Origin of the sequence: Pseudomonas gingeri (genome assembly GCF_013385425.1) — a bacterium.
Taxonomy (GTDB): domain Bacteria; phylum Pseudomonadota; class Gammaproteobacteria; order Pseudomonadales; family Pseudomonadaceae; genus Aquipseudomonas; species Aquipseudomonas gingeri_D.
In genome coordinates this window covers 51,238-70,235 of the sequence record NZ_JACAQA010000041.1, presented here as the reverse complement: position 1 = coordinate 70,235, position 18,998 = coordinate 51,238, and the positions used below count along the sequence as shown (strand labels likewise).

Sequence of the window (18,998 nt, the reverse complement as noted above, 5' to 3'; positions counted from 1 at the left end):
ACGACAGGAATCAATGCCATGACCATCAAAGCCATCAACGTTCGCAACCAGTTCAAGGGCACCATCAAGGAAATCGTCACCGGCGACGTGCTCTCGGAAATCGACGTACAGACCGCTTCGGGGATCGTCACCTCGGTGATCACCACCCGTTCGGTGAAAGAGCTGGAACTGCAGATCGGCAGTGAAGTGATTGCCTTTGTGAAATCCACCGAGGTGTCCATCGCCAAGCTGTAAACGATGGACACCTGTGGCCCCGAAGGGCTTGGCCCTTCGGGATTTTCTTTTTTGGCGAGAGGGACAGATGCCGTCCCTTGATCGAAAAAACCGGCGCAGGGCCGGTTTTTTTTACCCCAACGGCCAGTGAACTGAATCGCTGCGTACGGGGTTGAGTGGTCCGCCAAGGGTGCCACAGACGAGATTGATGTCAACATACCGCGACGGCTGAATACACACTTGCCCGCTCGCCACAAAGAGGGTGTTCCACGCACCGTCCGAGGACTATTCCCTTTCCCTTGCATGAACTTTCCTAGAAAATCCTTTCGGCTTGCGCCTGCGATTCTCGGGACCTAGGCTTGGACCTGTCACTGCAAAAACACAGTGATCGGGTTTGGTCACCCGCCCAATGTCAGGCGCACCAGCGCCACTACGGTCTCAGGCGCTTTTTTGTGTCTGTCGCTTTATGGTGGGCTGTGCGCGGGGCACCTTCGGGTGCGCCGGGTGCCTGACATCCCGGTTGGCCAACCTGCGTACCGCCCGCCACCTTTCGTTTGGCCACGAAAGTGATGGGTTCTCAATATGTCAGGAGAATCACCATGTTCAAAGTCACGCCCAACCCGCCTGTTCAATCGCTGGAAAAGAACGATCCGGCTTTCACGGCGGCGGCCGAACGCGCTTTCGCTCACTATGAATTGCCACGTCATCCAGTGCGCAAATCGCCCCTTCCGAACCCCGAAGACACCCTGAACAACCTCGACTCGATCCTGCGTTCAGCGGCCGCGACGGCGTATGAATCCGCCGATCATCTGAGCGGCACACCTCGCCAACTGGCGATGGCCTCGGTGCATCTGATCGAGCTGGCGCAGAGCCAGGTGGATGACTTGCTCGCGCAACAGCACTGAAGCGCCAGTCATGCTCTTTGTGGGGTATTGAAAACACTGCGTAACCTTGTAGGAGCAGGGCTTGCCCGCAAAGCTTTTGGCGGTCTCACCGGCCCCTTCGCTGGCAAGCCATGCTCCTACAGGGAGGTGTTCTGGGCACAGACCGAGGACTATTCCCTTTCCCTTGCGTGAACTTTCCTAGAAAATCCTTTCGGCTTGCGCCTGCGATTCTCGGGACCTAGGCTTGGACCTGTCACTGCAAAAACACAGTGATCGGGTTTGGTAGCCCGAGGTCAATCAAGGCGCATAGCGCCACCAGGTCGATTCTCTGTTGGCGTTTTTTATTGCCCGCGGTTTTCGTCTATGGCGGCTCTGCGCAGGGCACTTTCGAGTGCGCTGGGTTCCTTGATTCCCGGTCTACCAACCTGCGTATAGCCGCCACCCATATCGTTTGGTAGCGATCAGTGTCGGCTCCATCAATCAAGGAGTTGCCATGAAAACAATCGTTCCTGATCCGCCCGTACAGAATGCATCTTTTGTAGATGCCGAGGCCGCCGAACGTGCCTTCGCTCACTATGGATTGCCAGATCAGCCTGTGCGCAAATCGCCCCTCCCGAACACCGAAGACACCCTGAACAATCTCGATTCGATCCTGCGTTCGGCCGCCGCGACGGCGTATGAGTCCGCCGATCATCTGAGCGGCACGCCTCGCCAACTGGCGATGGCCTCGGTGCATCTGATCGAGCTGGCGCAGAGCCAGGTGGATGACTTGCTCGCACAACAACACTGAGGCGCTGTACAGGTCCCTTTCTGGAGGCCTGAGGGCCGCCAAAAGCTTCGCGGGCAAGCCCTGCTCCTACAGTCTTCCGTCGTTCACCGATTTTGTGTAGGGCACAAAACTGTAGGAGCAGGGCTTGCCCGCGAAGAGGCCCCGGAGCCTTGCGCCGCCTATGCAGACGCCATCGCCAGCAAGCCGGCGCCTACAGGGGGCGGTATCTGGCGTCAGACCTTGCGCCAGACGCTCGCCAACCATGGCTGTTGCTCTCGCGGCAGTCCGGTGGGGCGGTAATAGTGTTCCAGCTCGACAAAACCCGCCGCCGTCAGCAACTCCCGCCAGGCCTCCAGGTCGTGGTACGAGCCATAACGCTCGCCATTCCAACCCTCCTGGTTTTCCCCACGCGGATTGGAACTGAACAACACGCCATCGGGTTTCAAGGCACCGTGCAATTGCCCCAGCACTCGCGGCAATTCCTGGCGCGGAATATGGAACAACACGGCATTGGCGAAGATTCCGTCGAAGCGCCCAGACGGCAACTCAAGTTCAAGGAAGTTCTGCTGCAGCACCTCGCAACCACTGTCCTCGCGAGCCATCTGTGCAAAGCGCTCGGAGCCGTCGAGGCCGACCGCGATATGGCCCATGCGGGTGAAGGTCTTGAGATCACGACCCGGTCCGCAACCGAAATCCAGCACGGTAAACGGTGCCTCACCCTGGATATGCCGCAACAACGCATCGATGTTCTGGCTCACATCGTGATCGCGGGTGCCTTCACGAAAGCCTTCGGCCGTGCGGTTGTAATGGCCGAGCGTGGTAGCGGTGATAGTGTCGAGAGCGTCGGGAGCAAGTTTCATGGCAGCGGCATGCAAGACTGAGATGCAGCGACTATACGCTTGGCACCCGAAAAGCAGCGAGCCAAAATCAAGGGGAAGCAAGAGGCCGACGCTGCCAAAGCAAGCCGGTCACGCTTATGTTGCCCACTCGCCTCTGCGCTCAATCATCGCGCAAGGCTGTTATCGGCTCCAATCTAGCCGCCGAAACAGCTGGGTAAATGCCAAAGAAAAGGCCGATCAACACTGAACTGCCAATGCCCATCGGCACAGAAACAATAGACAGGGCAAAGGTCCAGCCAGACAAAGATACAAAAATCAGCGTGCCGACCAGACCGAGCACGGCGCCTATCAACGCACCGCTGATAGAAAGACAAACGGCTTCCATCAAGAATAAATTAAGAATGTCTCGACGGCGCGCGCCCAAGGCCATCCGAATGCCAATCTCTCTACGGCGCTCCGTAACATTCGAAAGCATCACGTTCATCACGCCCGCACCGCCCACCAGCAGCGAAATCGCACCCAGCCCTGCCAGCAGATTGGAAAAAGTCCTCGTCTGCTGTTTGATGCTGTCCAGCAGTTGCTGAGGTATTTGAATCAGGATATTACGTTCACCCAGGACACCGACCAGGTACTCCCGCAGCGACTTGGCATGGCGTTCCATATCCGCGGTATCCCGTTCCTTGATAACAATCGCACTGACCTGCGGGCTGGAGGTCAGCCTTTTCATTCCTTCGATCGGAACAAATATCGAATTATTTATTTGTATCGGAATCAGCGGATTATCGAACTGATCCTCAAGCACACCGACCACCTGAAAGATATAACCTTCAATTTGCAACTGACGCCCGATCAACAGTTCGTCGGAAGGCTGGCTGAGCGCGCGCGCCACTTGGCTGCCGACGACGGCATAGGTGGCATGTCGGTCGAAATCCGACAAGAGCCTCCCACTGAGGACATTGAACTTCAGCGCCACCGACAAATCACTTGTGCTGCCGACGACAGTGGCACCGGTGGAGCGACCGTTGTAGCGGATGTCTGTCGCATAAATCGCCATGGGCGCGGCGTAGGATATATTCGGTAGCTTCTGGCGAAGCCTGGCGAAATCAAGCGCTTCGGGAGCGATACTTTGTTGCGAAGTGGAACCCGGAAATGAAGCAACCAAGGTATCAATGCCCATGTTCTGGAATGCACTGATCGCTTCAATTTCCGCGTTATGCCCGATGTTGACCAGGGCGATGATCGCGGCACAGCCTACGGCAATCCCAAACAGCGCCAGCAAGGATTTGCGACCGAGTACTCTCAGCCCACGAACGGCTTCGGCAAAGGCGTGTGCCAGCGATGGGCCTCTCTCTTCATCCATTACAGAGAATCTGAATAATAAAGCTCCATGCCAACTGGCTAATTCCTTGATTCCCTGTGAATCCGTACCGACTGCCGCAGATCAATCGGCGCGGAGAATAACTTAATGCTCAGCGTTTGTTGAGCACCTTCGCCAACCGATCCCCACCCAACTGGATCACCGCCACCAGGATCACCAACAACACGATCACCGTCAGCATCACCTGGCTGTCGAAACGCTGGTAGCCATACCGATAGGCGATATCCCCCAACCCACCCGCGCCAATGGCGCCGGCCATGGCCGAGGAGTTGATCATGGTCACCAAGGTGATGGTGAAACCGCCGACAATCCCCGGCAACGCCTCGGGCAACAGCACATGCCAGACGATATGCCAGCGCCGGCAGCCCATGGCCTGGGCCGCTTCGATCAAACCATGATCGACCTCCCGCAGGCTCACCTCGGCAATCCGCGCAAAGAATGGCGTGGCCGCGATGGTCAGCGGCACCACGGCGGCCCACACCCCATAGGTGGTGCCGACGATCAGCCGGGTAAAGGGAATCAACGCCACCATCAAAATCAGGAACGGGATCGAACGGAACAGGTTCACAAACGCCCCCAGCACCCGGTTCACCACCGGCGCTTCATAGATCCCGCCCTTGTCGCTGGTGACCAGGATCACCGCCAACGGAATGCCCAGCAGCAAGGCGATCAGCGACGACACGCCAACCATCAGGAAGGTGTCGATCACTCCCTGCCATAACCGATCAAGCCACATAACCCAGCACCTCCACCTGTTGCGCCCAACGCCCGGCGCGCTGGCGCAGTTCCTCGGCTCCCAGGGACGAACCGCTCACCGACAACAGCAACTGCCCCAGCGCATGCCCCTGGATTCGTTCGACACCGCCCTGTAGCAAGCGCACCCGCCCACCGAGGGCGCTGAACAACGCCGCCAGGTCCGGTTCGTCGGCAGCGCTGCCGGTCAATTGCAGACGCAACACCACCGCCGATGCCGCTGACTCGGGCCGCGCCTGCAAACGCTCTTGCAGCTCCGCCGGCAAGGCGTGTTGCAACGGCGCCAACAAGGTCCGGCTGACCTCATGTTGCGGATCACCGAACACCTGCCAGACCGGCCCCTGTTCCACCACCCGGCCATGCTCCAGCACCACCACCCGATCACAGATCTCGCGGATCACCGCCATCTCGTGGGTGATCAGGACAATGGTCAGGCCCAGGCGCTGATTGATCTCGCGCAGCAAGCCAAGGATCGACTGGGTGGTTTCCGGGTCCAGCGCCGAGGTGGCCTCGTCACACAGCAGGATCGCCGGGTCATGGACCAGCGCACGGGCAATCCCCACCCGCTGTTTCTGCCCGCCGGACAACTGCGCCGGGTAGGCCTTGTATTTGTCCCGCAGGCCGACCAGATCCAGCAGCTCGCGAACCTTCTGCTCCCGTTGCAGCTTCGGCACCCCGGCCACCTTCAGCGGCAGTTCGACGTTCTGCCAGACCGTCTTGGCCGACATCAGGTTGAAGTGCTGGAAAATCATGCCGATGCGCCGACGCAGTTCCACCAGGCGGTTTTCGTCGAACTCACCGATATCGACCTGGTCGATCAGCACCCGCCCCGCGCTGGGTTGTTCCAGGCGATTGATGGTGCGGATCAAAGACGACTTGCCGGCGCCGCTGCGGCCGATGATGCCGTACACCTCGCCACGCTGGATCGCCAGGTCGATGCCTTGCAAGGCATGCACCGGGCCCTGGCGGCCTTCGTAGGTCTTGCCCAGGCCAATAAAACGCACATGGGCACGATTGAGTTCGGGGTGCAGTTCGGTTTGCTCGGCACTGCGCGGCGTTTCCTCACGCGGGCGCTGGAGGTTGACGACACTCATGTCAGCCTTCCCAACCGGCCTGGTACAGCTTGCCGTGGGCTTTATCCAGGGCGGCGCGGACCACCGGTGAGTGTTGGTAGATATCGACGAACTTGATCAGCCGCGGGTCGGTTTTTTCTTTCGGCTGGATCACGAACTGGATCACGTATTCCTTGTGATCGAGACCGTCGAACAGCAGCGCGGAGCCGGCATCGAAGGTCTTCGCCAGGCGGATATAGGCCGGGTAGCCCTGGACCAGATCGGCGTCATCGTAGGCGCGCACCAGTTGCACGGCTTCAACCTGGAGGATCTTGATCTTTTTCGGGTTGTTGACGATGTCGTCTTCGGTGGCCTTGTAGCCGACGCCGGGTTTCAGGGTGATCAAGCCGGCCTTGGCCAGCAGTTGCAGGCCACGACCGCTGTTGATCGGATCGTTGGCGATGGCCACGGTGGCGCCTTGTGGCAGCTCGTCGAAGCTTTTGTATTTCTTCGAGTAGAGGCCGACGTTGTTGATAATCCCCGGGGCAAAGGGCACCAGGTCGAAACCGGCGGCGGCCTTGGCGTTTTCCAGGAAGGGAATGTGCTGGAAGTAGTTCACGTCGATATCGCCGGCGGCGAGGCTGACATTGGGCGCGATCCAGTCGGTGAATTCCACCAGCTCGACTTTCAGGCCCTGTTTGCCCGCTTCTTCGACGGCGGCCTCCAGGGGGATGGCGAAGGCGGCGGTGGTGCCGACCTTGAGTGGGGCGTCGGCGGCATGAGCCATGGCGCTGAAGAGGCCGAGGGCCAGGACCAGTGCTTTGACTGGTTGGGTGAGGCGTGTTGTTTTCATGATGGGTTTCCAGTCATAGGGTTTGGGGTGTCTGGGCGGGCCTCTTCGCGGGCAAGCACCGCTCCCACAGTTTTGAGCGGTACCTGATTCTTGTGTACGACCGCCCCCCTTGTGGGAGCGGAGCTTGCCCGCGAAGACGACAGAACAGACGCTGCAGTATCAAAGGGTGACTCAGGCTCTCAGGACCGGCGATAACCCGCCCCAGCATGTTGCTGCGGCAAATGCGCCTCACCGTGAAACAGCTTTTCGCGCAATGTCCCGCTGTCATAAGCGGTCTTGTACGAGCCGCGCCGCTGCAACTCAGGAATCACCAGCTCGATAAAATCCACATAGCTTTCCGGAGTGACAATGCGGGTCAGGTTGAAACCATCCAGCCCGGTTTCGGCGATCCACGATTCCAGCTCATCAGCCACCTGCCCGGGCGAGCCGACCACAGTGAAATAGCGCCCACCCAAAGCGTGCTGCTCAAGCAACTTGCGCCGGGTCCAGTCGTTGTTCTGCAGGTTCCTGGTCGCCGACTGGATCGCGTTGCTCTTCACATACTGGATCGGCTCATCCAGCTCGTACTCGGAAAAATCGATCGCGGTGGACGCGGAAAAATGCGCCACCCCAGCCTCCGCGCTGGCATACCCCAGATACTCGGCATGCTTGGCCCAGGCCGCTTCCTCGGTCTCGCCGACGATCACGTTCAAGCCCATGAATACCTTGATGCCATCGGGATCACGCCCCGCCGCCACCGCACTGGCCCGCACCTTGTCCACCTGGACCTTGGTCGCGGCCTTGTTCTGCCCGCTGATAAACACGCACTCGGCATGTCGCCCGGCGAACTCCAGGCCACGCTCCGAACTGCCGGCCTGGAACAGCACCGGCGTACGCTGCGGTGACGGCTCACAAAGGTGATAGCCCTCCACCTGATAGAACTCGCCGGCGTGTTGCACCTTGTGCACTTTCTCCGGCTGGGCGTAGATCCGCCGGGTCGGATCATTGAGCACCGCGTCGTTTTCCCAGCTGCCTTCCCAGAGTTTGTAGAGCACCTCCAGGTACTCGTCGGCCTGGTCGTAGCGTCGGTCATGCTCGACCTGCTCCTTGAGGCCCATGGCCCGGGCGGCGCTATCGAGATAACCGGTGACGATATTCCAGCCGACCCGCCCACGGCTCAGATGATCGAGCGTCGACATACGTCGGGCGAACAGGTACGGCGCCTCGTAGGTGAGGTTCGCGGTCAGGCCGAAACCCAGGTTCTTCGTCACCGCCGCCATCGCCGAAACCAGCAACAGCGGATCGTTGACCGGCAACTGGATCGACTCCCGCAGCGGCACCTCCACCGATCCCTGATATACGTCGTAGACCCCGACGATATCGGCGATAAACAGACCGTCGAACAAACCGCGCTCCAGCAGCTGCGCCAGCTCGGTCCAGTACTCCAGCGTCTTGTACTGGGTCGAGTTGTCCCGCGGATGGGTCCACAAACCGTGGTTGATATGCCCGATGCAATTCATGTTGAAGGCGTTGAGCAGGATCTTTTTCTTCGCCATCAGATCGTCCCCCGCAGCGGTGGGTTTTGCGCATTGAGGTAGTAGTTGCCCACCGCGTGGTACTTCCAGCGCACCGGGTCGTGCAGGGTGTGCACCCGCGCATTGCGCCAGTGGCGATCCAGCCCGTGTTCGGCCAGGGTCGCCTGGCTGCCGGCCAGCTCGAACAGGCTGCTGCCGGCCGCCAGGGAGATTTCGGTGCTGATGGCCCGCGCTTCGGCAACGGCAATCGAAGCCGCCGCCACGGTTTCGGCGTTGGTCTCGGCCTGGGCCCGGTCGAGGTATTCACCGGCCCGCTCCAGCAAGGCCTCGGCGGCGTGCAGGCGAATGCTCAGGTGGCCGATGCTCTTGAGGGTCAAGGGATCTTCAGTGGCCTTGTCGCTGCCGGCATCGATCCAGGGCCGCGTGCGGGTGCGGACAAAGTGCAAGGTGTCTTCATAGGCCGCGCGGGCAATACCGGTGTCGATGGCCGCATGGAGAATCTGCGCCAGCGGGCCGACCGGGGTCGGACGTTCGAAAGCGGTTTGAAAAGGGATCACGTCTTCGGCGGCGACATACACGTCCTCGAACACCACTGAACCGCTGCCCGTGGTGCGCTGGCCAAAGCCGCTCCAGTCATCGATCACGTTCAGGCCGGCGCTGTCACGGGGCACAAAGGCCAGTTGCTGGACACCCTGTTCATCCACCACCGAAGTCGGAATGCGCTGGGCATACAAGGCCCCCGTGGCGTAGAACTTGCGACCGTTGATGCGGTAACCGTCGCCGTCCCGGCGCAGGCTGGTGACGCGGTCGTGGGCGGTCTTGGTGCCCAGTTCGGCCAGGGCATTGCCAAAGCGCCTCCCCGCGAGCACCTCGGCATAGAGGCGCTGTTTCTGTGCCTCGCTGCCGTTGACCCGCAGCACTTCCAGGGCATAGAAATGGTTCTGCGGAATCTGTCCCAGAGAGGCATCGGCCTCGGCGATCAGTTGCGTGACCTTGGCCAGGGTCACGTTGGACACGCCGGCACCGCCGTAGGCTTTCGGCACGCTGATGCCCCAGAGGCCGGAGCGGGAAAACACCTCCAGCTCGGCCAGCGGCAGGCGCCGTTCACGGTCGCGCAGGATGCTGTCGCGCTTGAAGTCTTCGGCCAGGTCGCTGGCCACGATCAGGGCTTGCTCGTCGCTGCTGATGACCGCGACGTGTTGGGAAAAAGTCATGTGCTTCTCCAGAGGTCTGGTCGTCAAATCCAGGAATGCCGGGCCGGCAAACTGCCGTTCAGGTGATAGGCGCCCACGGCGTGGTATTTCCAGCGCACCGGGTCGTGCAGGGTGTGCACCCGGGCGTTGCGCCAGTGTCGGTCGAGGTTGAATTCGGCCAGGGTGGCGCGGCTGCCGGCCAGCTCGAACAGTTTCTCGCTGGCCAGCAGGGCGATTTCGGTGGTGAGGACCTTGGCCTCGGCCACCGCAATCGAGGCACGCGCGGCAGAGGCCGCATCCACCGGCTTGGCGCCGACCTGATCGAGCACCTGCCCGGCCTTGCGCAACAGCGCCTCGGCGGCGTGCAGTTCGATTTTCAATTTGCCGATATCGGCAATCACGTAGAGGTCGTCACTGGCGCGCTCGACCTTGGCATCGACCCACGGCCGCGAACGCTCGCGGACAAAGGCGATGCTGTCATCGATGGCCCCACGGGCGATGCCCGCGTCGATGGCGGCCTGGATCAGTTGCGAGTAGGCGCCCTGGATATTCGGCACCTCGCCCTGGCGCCAGTTGTCGACGACGTCTTCCGCTTCCACCCGCACCTGATTCAGCAACACGGTGCCGCTGGCGGTGGTGCGCTGGCCGAAGCCCGACCAGTCGTCGACGATGCGCAGGCCCGGCGTGCCGCGCCGCACGAAGGCCATGACCTGCCGCCCTTCGTCGTTGATCGCCTTGACCGCCACCCAGTGGGCAAACAGGGCGCCGGTGGAATAGAACTTCTGGCCGCTGATGACAAAACCGTCACCGTCGGCGGTGATCCGGGTCTTGAGTTCCAGGGTGTTTTTCGTGCCGCGTTCAGGCCCGGCATTGCCGATGCGCCAGCCTTCCAGCACGCTCAGGAACAGCTGCTTTTTCTGGCGCTCGGTGGCGGTGCCCTGCAGTAACTGGAGAATGCCGAACTGGTTTTGCGGGATCTGCCCGAGCGCCGGGTCGGCGGCGGAAATGATCGCGAAGACCTCGGCCACGGTCACGAATGAAACCTGCGGGCCGCCGTACTCGCGGGGAATGGTGATGCTGCCCAGGCCGCTGCGGGTGAACTGCTCGATCTCGGCCCAGGGCAGCTTGCGCTGACGGTCGCGGCGCGCGGCCTGCAAACGGGCAGCCTCGGCCAGCTCACGGGCGGCCTGCAGGGCTTCGGCGTCGTTGCGCAGCACCCGGGCCGGGAGCAACAACGGGGCAATATCCAGGTCGCTCCGGACCTGTGCTTCATGCAAGTTAGACATCAACGCCACTCCGTGGCGTGCGCAATGCCCTGGCGATCCGCACAAGGGTGATTGTGTTCCTGACCATACCGTCCTCATCTCTCTTTGGAGGCGTCGCGAAAGCGCGACGCCAGCGAAATCAAACAAGTCCGGTGGTCCGGTGCATATACCCTAAGCGCGTATAAAAATTAAATAAACTAACTTTTGGGAATATGCATAGAAGGTCAGCTTCTCAGCCTCGGCAGGGTTGGGCGAGTTTGGGGAAAACCGGGCGCGGGGCCCTGATGTAATGCCGGGCGCTGCCCACCCGGAGCCGCCGCGCCGGCGCCCAACGGGAGTTGTTGCCGACCCGGTCGATCACGCAGTAGGTGAGGTCCAGGCCACTGTCTTCACCGGCTTCCTGGATCACCGCCGGCGGCACGAAGACCCTGACCGGCTTGCCGACGTCCTCGCCGGCGAGCTTGGGCAGGTCGAGGCGCACATCGCCCCAGAGCAGGGTGATTTCGTCCTCGGCGGCCATGTTCAGATACGGCGCCAGGGTCAGCGGCACGCCTCGGCGCATCTGGCTGGGGTTGACCCCGTAGCGCTGGATCGGCGCGGGAATGATCAGCGGCGCCAAGCCCTGGTTTTCCTCACCGAAGGGCTGGCCACCCGGACAGGCAAGCTTGACCGGCACCTCGAGCCGACGCGAACAGGCGCCGGCGCTGCCCACCCGCAGCACCCGATAGTGAACCCGCGCCAGCCCGTCCAGGACGAAGCTTTCCGGCACCCGCAAACTCAGCGACTGGCCCACATCATCGGCCGACACCTGCCGCGCCGTCACATAACAATCGTCCCAGAACAACTCGATCAGGTCGCCCTCATCCATGCCGACATAGGGCCGGATGACAATCGACAACTGCGCGGCGGCCAACAGGCCAATACCACGCCCATGGGCCTGGGGGACGACAGGCGGAGCCAGCCGCAGGGTTTCCTGAAAATGAGTCATGCAAAAATCCTTTTTGTAGGGTAACGAAAAGTCCAACGTGCAGGCGCAGGCCTGGGCCGCATAAACAACCGTTGTCCTTGAACCTTAATAGGCGTCCTTACCGTCGAACATTCTGGAAGGCGCACGCGCAGTCCGGCGAACAGTTGGCCGAAAGGTGCATACAGTCCTGATAACGTCGTGCAGGTTGTGAAGTGCAGCTAAGAGTTTTGCCGGGAAGGTGTCAAGCCATTAAGCCGTCAGGGCGGGGATCGCTCGGGAATTCGGACACTTCCTACTTTCGCAGTCGTTCGTGTGAAAGAAGAAGCCGGGGAAAGGCGGTAGTAAACAATTATTGCCGGATAGGCGGGAAAGCAACTTTTCGAAACCGTCGTACTCATTCCCTGAGTACGCCTTATTGAGTCAAGAAGTGTCCTACGTATTACCGAGAAACTTGCTGAGAAACTGCCGGGTGCGTTCTTCCTTGGGATTGGCAAACAGCGCCTTGGCTTCACCCTGTTCGACGATCACGCCCTTGTCGAAAAAGATCACCCGATTGGCCACATCCCGGGCAAAGCTCATTTCGTGGGTGACGATGACCATGGTGCGTTTTTCTTCGGCCAGGCCACGAATGGTTGCCAGCACTTCACCCACCAGTTCCGGATCGAGGGCCGAAGTCGGCTCGTCGAACAAGATCACCTGCGGCTCCATCGCCAGCGCCCGGGCAATGGCCACCCGTTGTTGCTGACCACCGGAAAGCCTGCGCGGATAGGCGTCTTCCTTGCCTGCCAGGCCAACCTTGGCCAATAGCTTGCGGCCCAGGGCCAAGGCCTGGTCACGCGGGGTCTTCTTGACCACCAGCGGGCCTTCGATGACGTTCTCCAGCGCCGTGCGGTGGGGAAACAGGTTGAAGTTCTGGAACACGAAGCCGACCTGCTGGCGCAGCTTGCGCACCAGGCCCAACTGCTGGTTCAGCGGGCGGCTGCCATCGATTTCGATGTCGCCGACCTTGATCCGGCCGCTGGTGGGTTCCTCGAGAAAGTTCAGGCAACGCAGGAAGGTGGTCTTGCCGGAACCGCTGGGACCGATTATCGCGATCACCTCGCCGGCCTCGACCGTCAGGTCGATACCGTTGAGCACGGTCTGCCCTTTGAATTGCTTGGTCAGTTTTTCAACCACAATCATGCTGTCAAGACTCCTGGTCATGCCGATTGACCCGCTCTTCCAGACGGTTCTGCAAGTGCGCGAGCAGGCTGGCAAGGACCCAGTAGATCAGGGCGGCGGCAAGATACATGGTGAAAATTTCAAAGGTCCGGGCGGTAATCAGCTGGGCCTGGCGGAACAGTTCCGGCACCTGGATGGTCGCGGCCAATGCCGTGTCCTTGACCAGGGAAATGAAACTGTTGCCCAACGGCGGCAAAGCCGTGCGCGCGGCTTGCGGCAGGATCGCCCGGCGCAGGGTCTGCGCCCGCGACATGCCGATGCTCGCCGCCGCTTCCCACTGGCCGCGCTCGATGGAGCTGATGGCGGCCCGCAGGATTTCACAGGCGTAGGCCGCCATGTTCAGCGAGAAGCCGATCAACGCGGCGGGCAGCGGATCCAGCTCGATGCCCATCTGCGGCAGTCCGTAATAGATCACGAACAGCTGGACCAGCAGGGGTGTGCCGCGAAAGAACGACACATAGACCCTGGCGATCCAGCTCACCGTCTTGAAGCGCGACAGGCGCATCAAGGCCAGGCCGAAACCCAGCAGCAAACCGAAGAACATTCCACCCAGGCTGAGGATGACCGTGTAGTACGCGCCCTGGAGCAGAAAGGGCGCGGAGTCCAACGCAAGCTGAAAAGCTGCTTCCATTATTGAGTGACGTCAGCGTTGAAGTATTTTTCCGACAGCTTTTTCAAGGTGCCATCAGCGCGCAGTTCGTCGATGGCCTTGTTTACCGCGGCCAGCAACTCGGGTTCGCCTTTACGCAGGGCGATACCGGCTTCCTGGCGGGAGAACGGCTCACCGGAAACGGCCAGGGTGTCGTTGGTTTTCTTGATCAGTTCAAAGGCTGCCAGGCGGTCCACCAGAATTGCGTCGATACGGCCTACGCGCAGATCCTGGTACTTGGTCGGATCATCGTCGTAGGTCTTGATAACGGCTTTCGGCACATTGTCCTTGAGCCATTGTTCATAGTTGGTGCCCAGGCCGACACCGACCTTGTGGCCCGCCAGATCCTGGGCGGTCTTGAACTTGTCGGCATCCTTCTTCTGCACCAGGGCCTGGATACCGGAAACGGTATAAGGCTCGGAGAAGTCATACTTCTTCTTGCGCTCTTCGGAGATGGTCACCTGGTTGATCACCGCGTCCAGGCGCTTGGACTCCAGGGCGGCGAGAATGCCGTCCCACTTGGTCGGTTGCAGCTTGACCTTCACCCCCAGTTTTTTCGCCAGGGCTTCGGAGAACTCGACCTCAAAGCCGGCCAGCTTGCCGTCGGCACCGATAAAGCTGAACGGCGGGTAGGTGCCTTCCAGGCCAACGTTGATAACGCCGGCCTTCTTGATGTTGTCCAGTTGCTCACCGGCAAAGGCCTGGCCGAGCAGTCCGGCACCGAGTACCAACCCCAGGCTGCCGACCAGCAGACGCTTGCGAAATGCGGAAATATTCATGACGAGCCCCGTGTGTTTTCTTATGGGAGGGAACGCGAAACTGACGCTCTGGAGAGCAGCGTCAATCCTGCCTTAAAGCGGCGCCGGCGTCTCGCGCCAAATCGCCTGCGCCGCGACTATAGCGAGCACTTAATATTCTATAAAATAATAAAAAACTATTTGTATATTCTATTTTATTACCTATTGATGCCACAATTGGTGTCGGGCTACAGCACAGTGCTGTAGGCGAACAACGCGGGCGCCCCGCCGGTGTGCAGGAAGATGATCGGACCGTCCTCGAAACGCTGGAGGCCGATGCCGTCGAGCAGCCCGGCCATGGCCTTGCCGGTGTAGACCGGGTCGAGCAGGATGCCTTCCTGGCTGGCCAACAGCTTGACCGCCGCCAGGGTCCCGGCGTTCGGCTCGCCATAACGGGGAGCGAAATACTCGTCCCACAACTCGACCTTGAAACTGGCCGGCAGCGGTACACCGAGCAACTCGGCCGTACGTTCAGCCAAACCCTGCACCTTCGGCCGCTGCGCCTCGTCGCTACGGGACACCGTCACGCCGACCACCGGCAACCCCGGCAACGCTTCGCTCAAGGCCAGGCCCAGGCCGCTGTGGGTCCCGGCACTGCCGGAGGCCAGCACCACCGCGGCAAATTCCAGTCCGCTGTCTTCGATCTGCGCCGCCAGCTCGAAGCCGGCCCGCACATAACCCAGCGCGCCCAATGCATTGGAGCCACCGATCGGCACCAGATACGGCTTCTTGCCGTTGCTGCGCAGGCGCTCGGCCAGGGCCTGCAACTGCTCGTCGGCATTGTCCAGGTTGTCCACCAGCTCGACCCGGGCGTCGAACAGGTCGAGCAACAGGCGATTGCCATTGCCCAGGTAGTTCGCATCCTCGGTACCGATGGGGTTTTCCAGCAAGGCCACGCAGCCCAACCCAAGGCGGGCCGCCAGGGCCGCGGTCTGGCGCACATGGTTGGATTGGATGGCGCCGGCGGTGATCAGCGTGTCGGCGCCGACCGCCAGGGCATCGGCCCCCAGGTATTCCAGCTTGCGCAGCTTGTTGCCGCCCAGGGCCAGGGGCGTCAGGTCATCGCGCTTGATGTAGATATCGCGGCCCACCCACGCCGACAGGCGTTCGAGCTTTTCCAGGGGAGTGGCCTGGGCCAGGAGTTCCAGGCGGTTAAAACGGGCAAGCTGTTGTTTGATCATGGGTCCGAGCTGGCTGTAGGAGATGCCTGGACTATAGGCAGCGGCTTTTCCCCAGGCAACTGTCATTCGCTTATGTCGGAAAGTTCTGAGGAAAGCACCATTCGTTCTTAATTACCGTTTGTGTCGGTGCCGTAAAGTGGAAGTCATTAAGGCGACCCGATGGGCCGGTCGTCCCATCGGAGATTTGATCGTGAGCGAGCGTTCCAGCCATTGGCAACTACAGGCCATCGTCGGCCAGTTGCGTAGCGCCCGGGATGAGTGGCGCAGCCGTAATGGCCGGGTCAGCGATGAACAGGGCGGCCGCGAGCTGCCGTCGCGCCAGGCCATGGCCGAGATTCTCGAATCGCTCTGCGGCGCGCTGTTTCCCATGCGCCTGGGGCCGGTGGACCTGCGTGAGGAAAGCGAGGACTTCTACGTCGGCCATACCCTTGATGCCGCCCTCAATGCCTTGCTGGCCCAGGCCCGCCTGGAGTTGCGTTACGTGGCGCGACATGGCGGCGAGTCGGACGCCGAGGTCCAGAGCAAAGCCGTGCAACTGATCCAGGACTTCGCCATGGCCCTGCCGGAGCTGCGCCGGTTGCTCGACACCGATGTCCTCGCGGCCTACCACGGCGACCCGGCGGCGCGCAGCGTCGACGAAGTGTTGCTGTGCTACCCGGGGATTCTCGCGGTGATCCACCATCGCCTGGCCCATCACCTGTACCGCGCCGGGTTGCCGTTGCTGGCGCGGATCAGCTCGGAGATTGCCCACTCGGCCACCGGCATCGACATTCATCCCGGGGCGCAGATCGGCGGCAGTTTCTTTATCGACCATGGGACGGGCGTGGTGATCGGCGAAACCGCGATCATCGGCGAACGGGTACGCATCTACCAGGCGGTGACCCTGGGCGCCAAGCGCTTCCCGGCGGACGAGGACGGGCAGTTGCAGAAGGGTCATCCGCGTCACCCGATTGTCGAGGACGACGTGGTGATCTATGCCGGGGCGACCATCCTCGGGCGGATCACCATCGGCCGCGGCGCCACCATCGGCGGCAATGTCTGGCTGACCCGCAGCGTGCCGGCGGGCTGCAACCTGACCCAGGCGAATCTGCAGCAGCATGAGGAAGGGACGCAGCGCTGAGTCCAGGCACAACTTTATCGCCTGTCAGGCCGCCTTCGCTGGCAAGCCAAGCTCCTACAGGTTTTGCGTCGTACCTAGATTTCGCGTACGACAACAAACCTGTAGGAGCTTGGCTTGCCAGCGAAGAGGCCCGAACGATTTCCTCATAACAAGCGTCATACATCCCGCCTAAAGCCCACGTAAGAAAAGCACCACCTAGCCCTGCGATTAGTCCTGAACGCCCTATCCGTGTTTAACTTGACCGTTCGTTCAAGTTAAACCGGCGGTTCGCTGCCCGCTCACAACAGGAGGCTTGCCTTTGCTGAGTCCGAGATGTCCAGCCACGTTTCATATCATTGAGGTGCCCGTTTCATGAGCACTTCCCCACTCCCCACCAGCGGCCTGATCCGCATGAACCCGCCAGTGTTCTACTTCGCCGCGAGCTTTATCCTGCTGTTCGGTTTGGTGGTCATGTCCCTGCCCGAAGCGGCCGGCCAATGGCTGCTGGCGGCGCAGAACTGGGCGGCCAATACGGTCGGCTGGTACTACATGCTGGCGATGACCCTGTACCTGGTCTTCGTGGTGGTCACCGCCTTGTCCGGCTACGGCAAGATCAAGCTCGGTGCCGACCACGACGAACCCGAGTTCAGTTATCTGTCCTGGGCCGGAATGCTGTTCGCCGCCGGGATCAGCATCACGCTGTTCTTCTTCTGCGTCTCCGAACCCCTGACCCACCTGCTGCAACCGCCCCAGGGCGAGGCCGGGACCCAGGCCGCCGCGCGCCAGGCCATGCAGATCCTGTTTCTGCACTGGGGCCTGCACGGCTGGGGCGTGTTCGCCTTCGTCGGCATGGCCCTGGCCTATTTCGCCTACCGGCATAACCTGCCGCTGGCCCTGCGCTCGGCGCTCTACCCGCTGATCGGCAAACGCATCAACGGGCCCATCGGTTATGCCGTGGATGGCTTCGGCATTATCGCCACGGTGTTCGGCCTCGGCGCCGACATGGGCTTTGGCGTGTTGCACCTGAACTCGGGCCTGGACTACCTGTTCCACGTGCCCCATACCCAGTGGATCCAGGTCGGGCTGATCACCCTGATGATGGGCGCGGCCATCGCCGTCGCGGTCGCCGGTGTCGACAAGGGCGTGCGGGTGATGTCCGACATCAACATGCTGCTGGCCTGCGCGCTGCTGCTGTTCGTGCTGTTCGCCGGGCCCACCCAGCACCTGCTCAACACCCTGATCCAGAACGTCGGCGACTACCTCGGGGCGCTGCCGACCAAGAGTTTCGATCTCTACGCCTATGACAAACCGAGTGACTGGCTGGGTGGCTGGACGGTGTTCTACTGGGCCTGGTGGATTGCCTGGTCGCCGTTCGTGGGCCTGTTTATCGCGCGGATTTCCCGCGGCCGGACCATTCGCGAATTCGTCTTCGGCGTGCTGTTGATTCCGCTGGGTTTCACCCTGGCGTGGATGTCGATCTTCGGCAACAGCGCCATCGACCAGGTGCTCAACCACGGCATGAGCGCCCTCGGCCAGTCGGCCATCGACGACCCGTCGCGGACCCTGTACCTGCTGCTGGAAACCTATCCCTGGAGCAGGACCGTGATTGCGATCACGGTGTTTATCAGTTTCGTGTTCTTCGTCACCTCGGCCGACTCCGGCACCGTGGTGCTCTCGACCTTGTCCGCCCGTGGCGGCAGCGCCGACGAAGACGGGCCGAAATGGCTGCGGGTGTTCTGGGGCGCGATGACCGCGCTGATCACCAGTGCGCTGCTGTTCTCCGGCAGCATCGATGCACTGAAGTCGGCGGTGGTGCTGACCTCGCTGCCGTTCTCGCTGATCCTGCTGTTGATGATGTGGGGATTGCACAAGGCGTTCTACCTGGAGTCGCAGAAGCAGATCGCCCAATTGCACTCCCTCGCGCCGCTGTCCAGCTCACGACGCAGCGGCTGGCGCCAACGCCTGAGCCAGGCGGTGCACTTTCCGTCGCGGGACGAGGTGTATCGCTTCCTCGACCAGACGGTGCGTCCGGCCATCGAGGAAGTCAGTGCGGTTTTTGTCGAGAAGGGCCTGAACGTGGTCACGCAGCCGGACCCGGCGAATGACAGCGTCAGCCTGGAAATCGGCCATGACGACCAGCATCCGTTCATCTACCAGGTGCAGATGCGCGGCTACTTCACGCCGTCCTTCGCCCGTGGCGGCATGGGCCCCAAGGAACTGCGCAACCGCCGCTACTACCGCGCCGAAGTGCACCTGCGCGAAGGCAGCCAGGACTATGACCTGATGGGCTACAGCAAGGAGCAGATCATCAACGACATCCTCGACCAGTACGAACGGCATATGCAGTTCCTGCATCTGGTCCGTTGAAGCC

18 protein-coding genes are annotated in these 18,998 nt (G+C 61.3%); 5 read left to right on the top strand and 13 right to left on the bottom strand.

The genetic code is table 11. The features are described from left to right. Positions 1-18: 18 nt before the first annotated feature. The 3 genes from HX830_RS30225 to HX830_RS30215 all read left to right on the top strand — a co-directional run bounded on the left by HX830_RS30225 (position 19) and on the right by HX830_RS30215 (position 1,887). Positions 19-234, top strand: a complete 216-nt coding sequence (locus tag HX830_RS30225; RefSeq protein ID WP_017125347.1) for a TOBE domain-containing protein — start codon at positions 19-21, stop codon at positions 232-234. A 578-nt stretch (positions 235-812) separates the two neighbouring features. Next, positions 813-1,118, top strand: a complete 306-nt coding sequence (locus tag HX830_RS30220; RefSeq protein WP_152741684.1) for a DUF6124 family protein — start codon at positions 813-815, stop codon at positions 1,116-1,118. Between the two features lie 472 nt (positions 1,119-1,590). Continuing rightward, positions 1,591-1,887 (top strand): DUF6124 family protein, encoded by a 297-nt coding sequence (locus HX830_RS30215; protein ID WP_152741685.1) that lies wholly within the window; start codon positions 1,591-1,593, stop codon positions 1,885-1,887. A gap of 212 nt (positions 1,888-2,099) precedes the next feature. Here HX830_RS30215 and HX830_RS30210 read toward each other — a convergent pair whose 3' ends face one another. From HX830_RS30210 to HX830_RS30150, 13 genes are all read right to left on the bottom strand, one after another. Further along, entirely contained in the window at positions 2,100-2,726 is a 627-nt protein-coding gene (locus HX830_RS30210; RefSeq protein WP_177104355.1) for a class I SAM-dependent methyltransferase, read from the bottom strand. Positions 2,727-2,865: 139 nt separating this feature from the next. Then, positions 2,866-4,065 carry an ABC transporter permease gene (locus tag HX830_RS30205; RefSeq protein WP_177104353.1) on the bottom strand — a complete coding sequence of 400 codons (1,200 nt, stop codon included), beginning with the start codon at positions 4,063-4,065 and terminating at the stop codon, positions 2,866-2,868. 109 nt (positions 4,066-4,174) lie between these two features. Next, positions 4,175-4,819, bottom strand: coding sequence for a methionine ABC transporter permease (locus HX830_RS30200; protein WP_103498512.1), 645 nt, complete (start codon positions 4,817-4,819; stop codon positions 4,175-4,177). Continuing rightward, entirely contained in the window at positions 4,809-5,930 is a 1,122-nt protein-coding gene (locus HX830_RS30195) for a methionine ABC transporter ATP-binding protein (RefSeq protein WP_177104351.1), read from the bottom strand. Before HX830_RS30195 ends, HX830_RS30200 begins: the two co-directional genes overlap by 11 nt. Position 5,931: 1 nt before the next feature. Beyond that, a complete protein-coding gene (locus HX830_RS30190) occupies positions 5,932-6,741 on the bottom strand; it encodes a MetQ/NlpA family ABC transporter substrate-binding protein (RefSeq protein WP_177104341.1) in 810 nt (269 codons plus the stop codon). A gap of 179 nt (positions 6,742-6,920) precedes the next feature. After that, entirely contained in the window at positions 6,921-8,276 is a 1,356-nt protein-coding gene (locus tag HX830_RS30185) for an LLM class flavin-dependent oxidoreductase (RefSeq protein WP_177104339.1), read from the bottom strand. Continuing rightward, complete coding sequence (locus tag HX830_RS30180) at positions 8,276-9,469, bottom strand: SfnB family sulfur acquisition oxidoreductase (RefSeq protein WP_103498508.1); 1,194 nt, start codon at positions 9,467-9,469, stop codon at positions 8,276-8,278. Before HX830_RS30180 ends, HX830_RS30185 begins: the two co-directional genes overlap by 1 nt. A 23-nt stretch (positions 9,470-9,492) precedes the next feature. Next, positions 9,493-10,734, bottom strand: a complete 1,242-nt coding sequence (locus HX830_RS30175; RefSeq protein WP_152741693.1) for an SfnB family sulfur acquisition oxidoreductase — start codon at positions 10,732-10,734, stop codon at positions 9,493-9,495. A gap of 211 nt (positions 10,735-10,945) precedes the next feature. After that, positions 10,946-11,701 carry a hypothetical protein gene (locus HX830_RS30170; protein ID WP_103498506.1) on the bottom strand — a complete coding sequence of 252 codons (756 nt, stop codon included), beginning with the start codon at positions 11,699-11,701 and terminating at the stop codon, positions 10,946-10,948. A gap of 411 nt (positions 11,702-12,112) precedes the next feature. Next, positions 12,113-12,862: an L-cystine ABC transporter ATP-binding protein TcyN gene (tcyN, locus tag HX830_RS30165; RefSeq protein ID WP_152741694.1), complete on the bottom strand. Its 750-nt coding sequence runs from the start codon at positions 12,860-12,862 to the stop codon at positions 12,113-12,115. Positions 12,863-12,866: 4 nt separating this feature from the next. Next, on the bottom strand, positions 12,867-13,532 hold the full coding sequence (tcyL, locus tag HX830_RS30160; RefSeq protein WP_103498504.1) for a cystine ABC transporter permease: 666 nt from the start codon (positions 13,530-13,532) through the stop codon (positions 12,867-12,869). Next, complete coding sequence (gene tcyJ, locus HX830_RS30155) at positions 13,532-14,329, bottom strand: cystine ABC transporter substrate-binding protein (protein WP_177104337.1); 798 nt, start codon at positions 14,327-14,329, stop codon at positions 13,532-13,534. The genes tcyL and tcyJ overlap by 1 nt, the downstream gene beginning before the upstream one ends. Positions 14,330-14,535: 206 nt before the next feature. After that, positions 14,536-15,528: a D-cysteine desulfhydrase gene (locus HX830_RS30150; RefSeq protein ID WP_177104335.1), complete on the bottom strand. Its 993-nt coding sequence runs from the start codon at positions 15,526-15,528 to the stop codon at positions 14,536-14,538. Positions 15,529-15,718: 190 nt separating this feature from the next. Here HX830_RS30150 and epsC point away from each other — a divergent pair, with 190 nt between their 5' ends. Together epsC and betT are read left to right on the top strand one after the other, a co-directional pair. Then, positions 15,719-16,648, top strand: a complete 930-nt coding sequence (gene epsC / locus HX830_RS30145) for a serine O-acetyltransferase EpsC (RefSeq protein ID WP_177104333.1) — start codon at positions 15,719-15,721, stop codon at positions 16,646-16,648. Positions 16,649-17,038: 390 nt separating this feature from the next. Next, entirely contained in the window at positions 17,039-18,994 is a 1,956-nt protein-coding gene (gene betT / locus HX830_RS30140) for a choline transporter BetT (RefSeq protein ID WP_177104488.1), read from the top strand. The last annotated feature ends 4 nt before the right edge of the window (positions 18,995-18,998 follow it).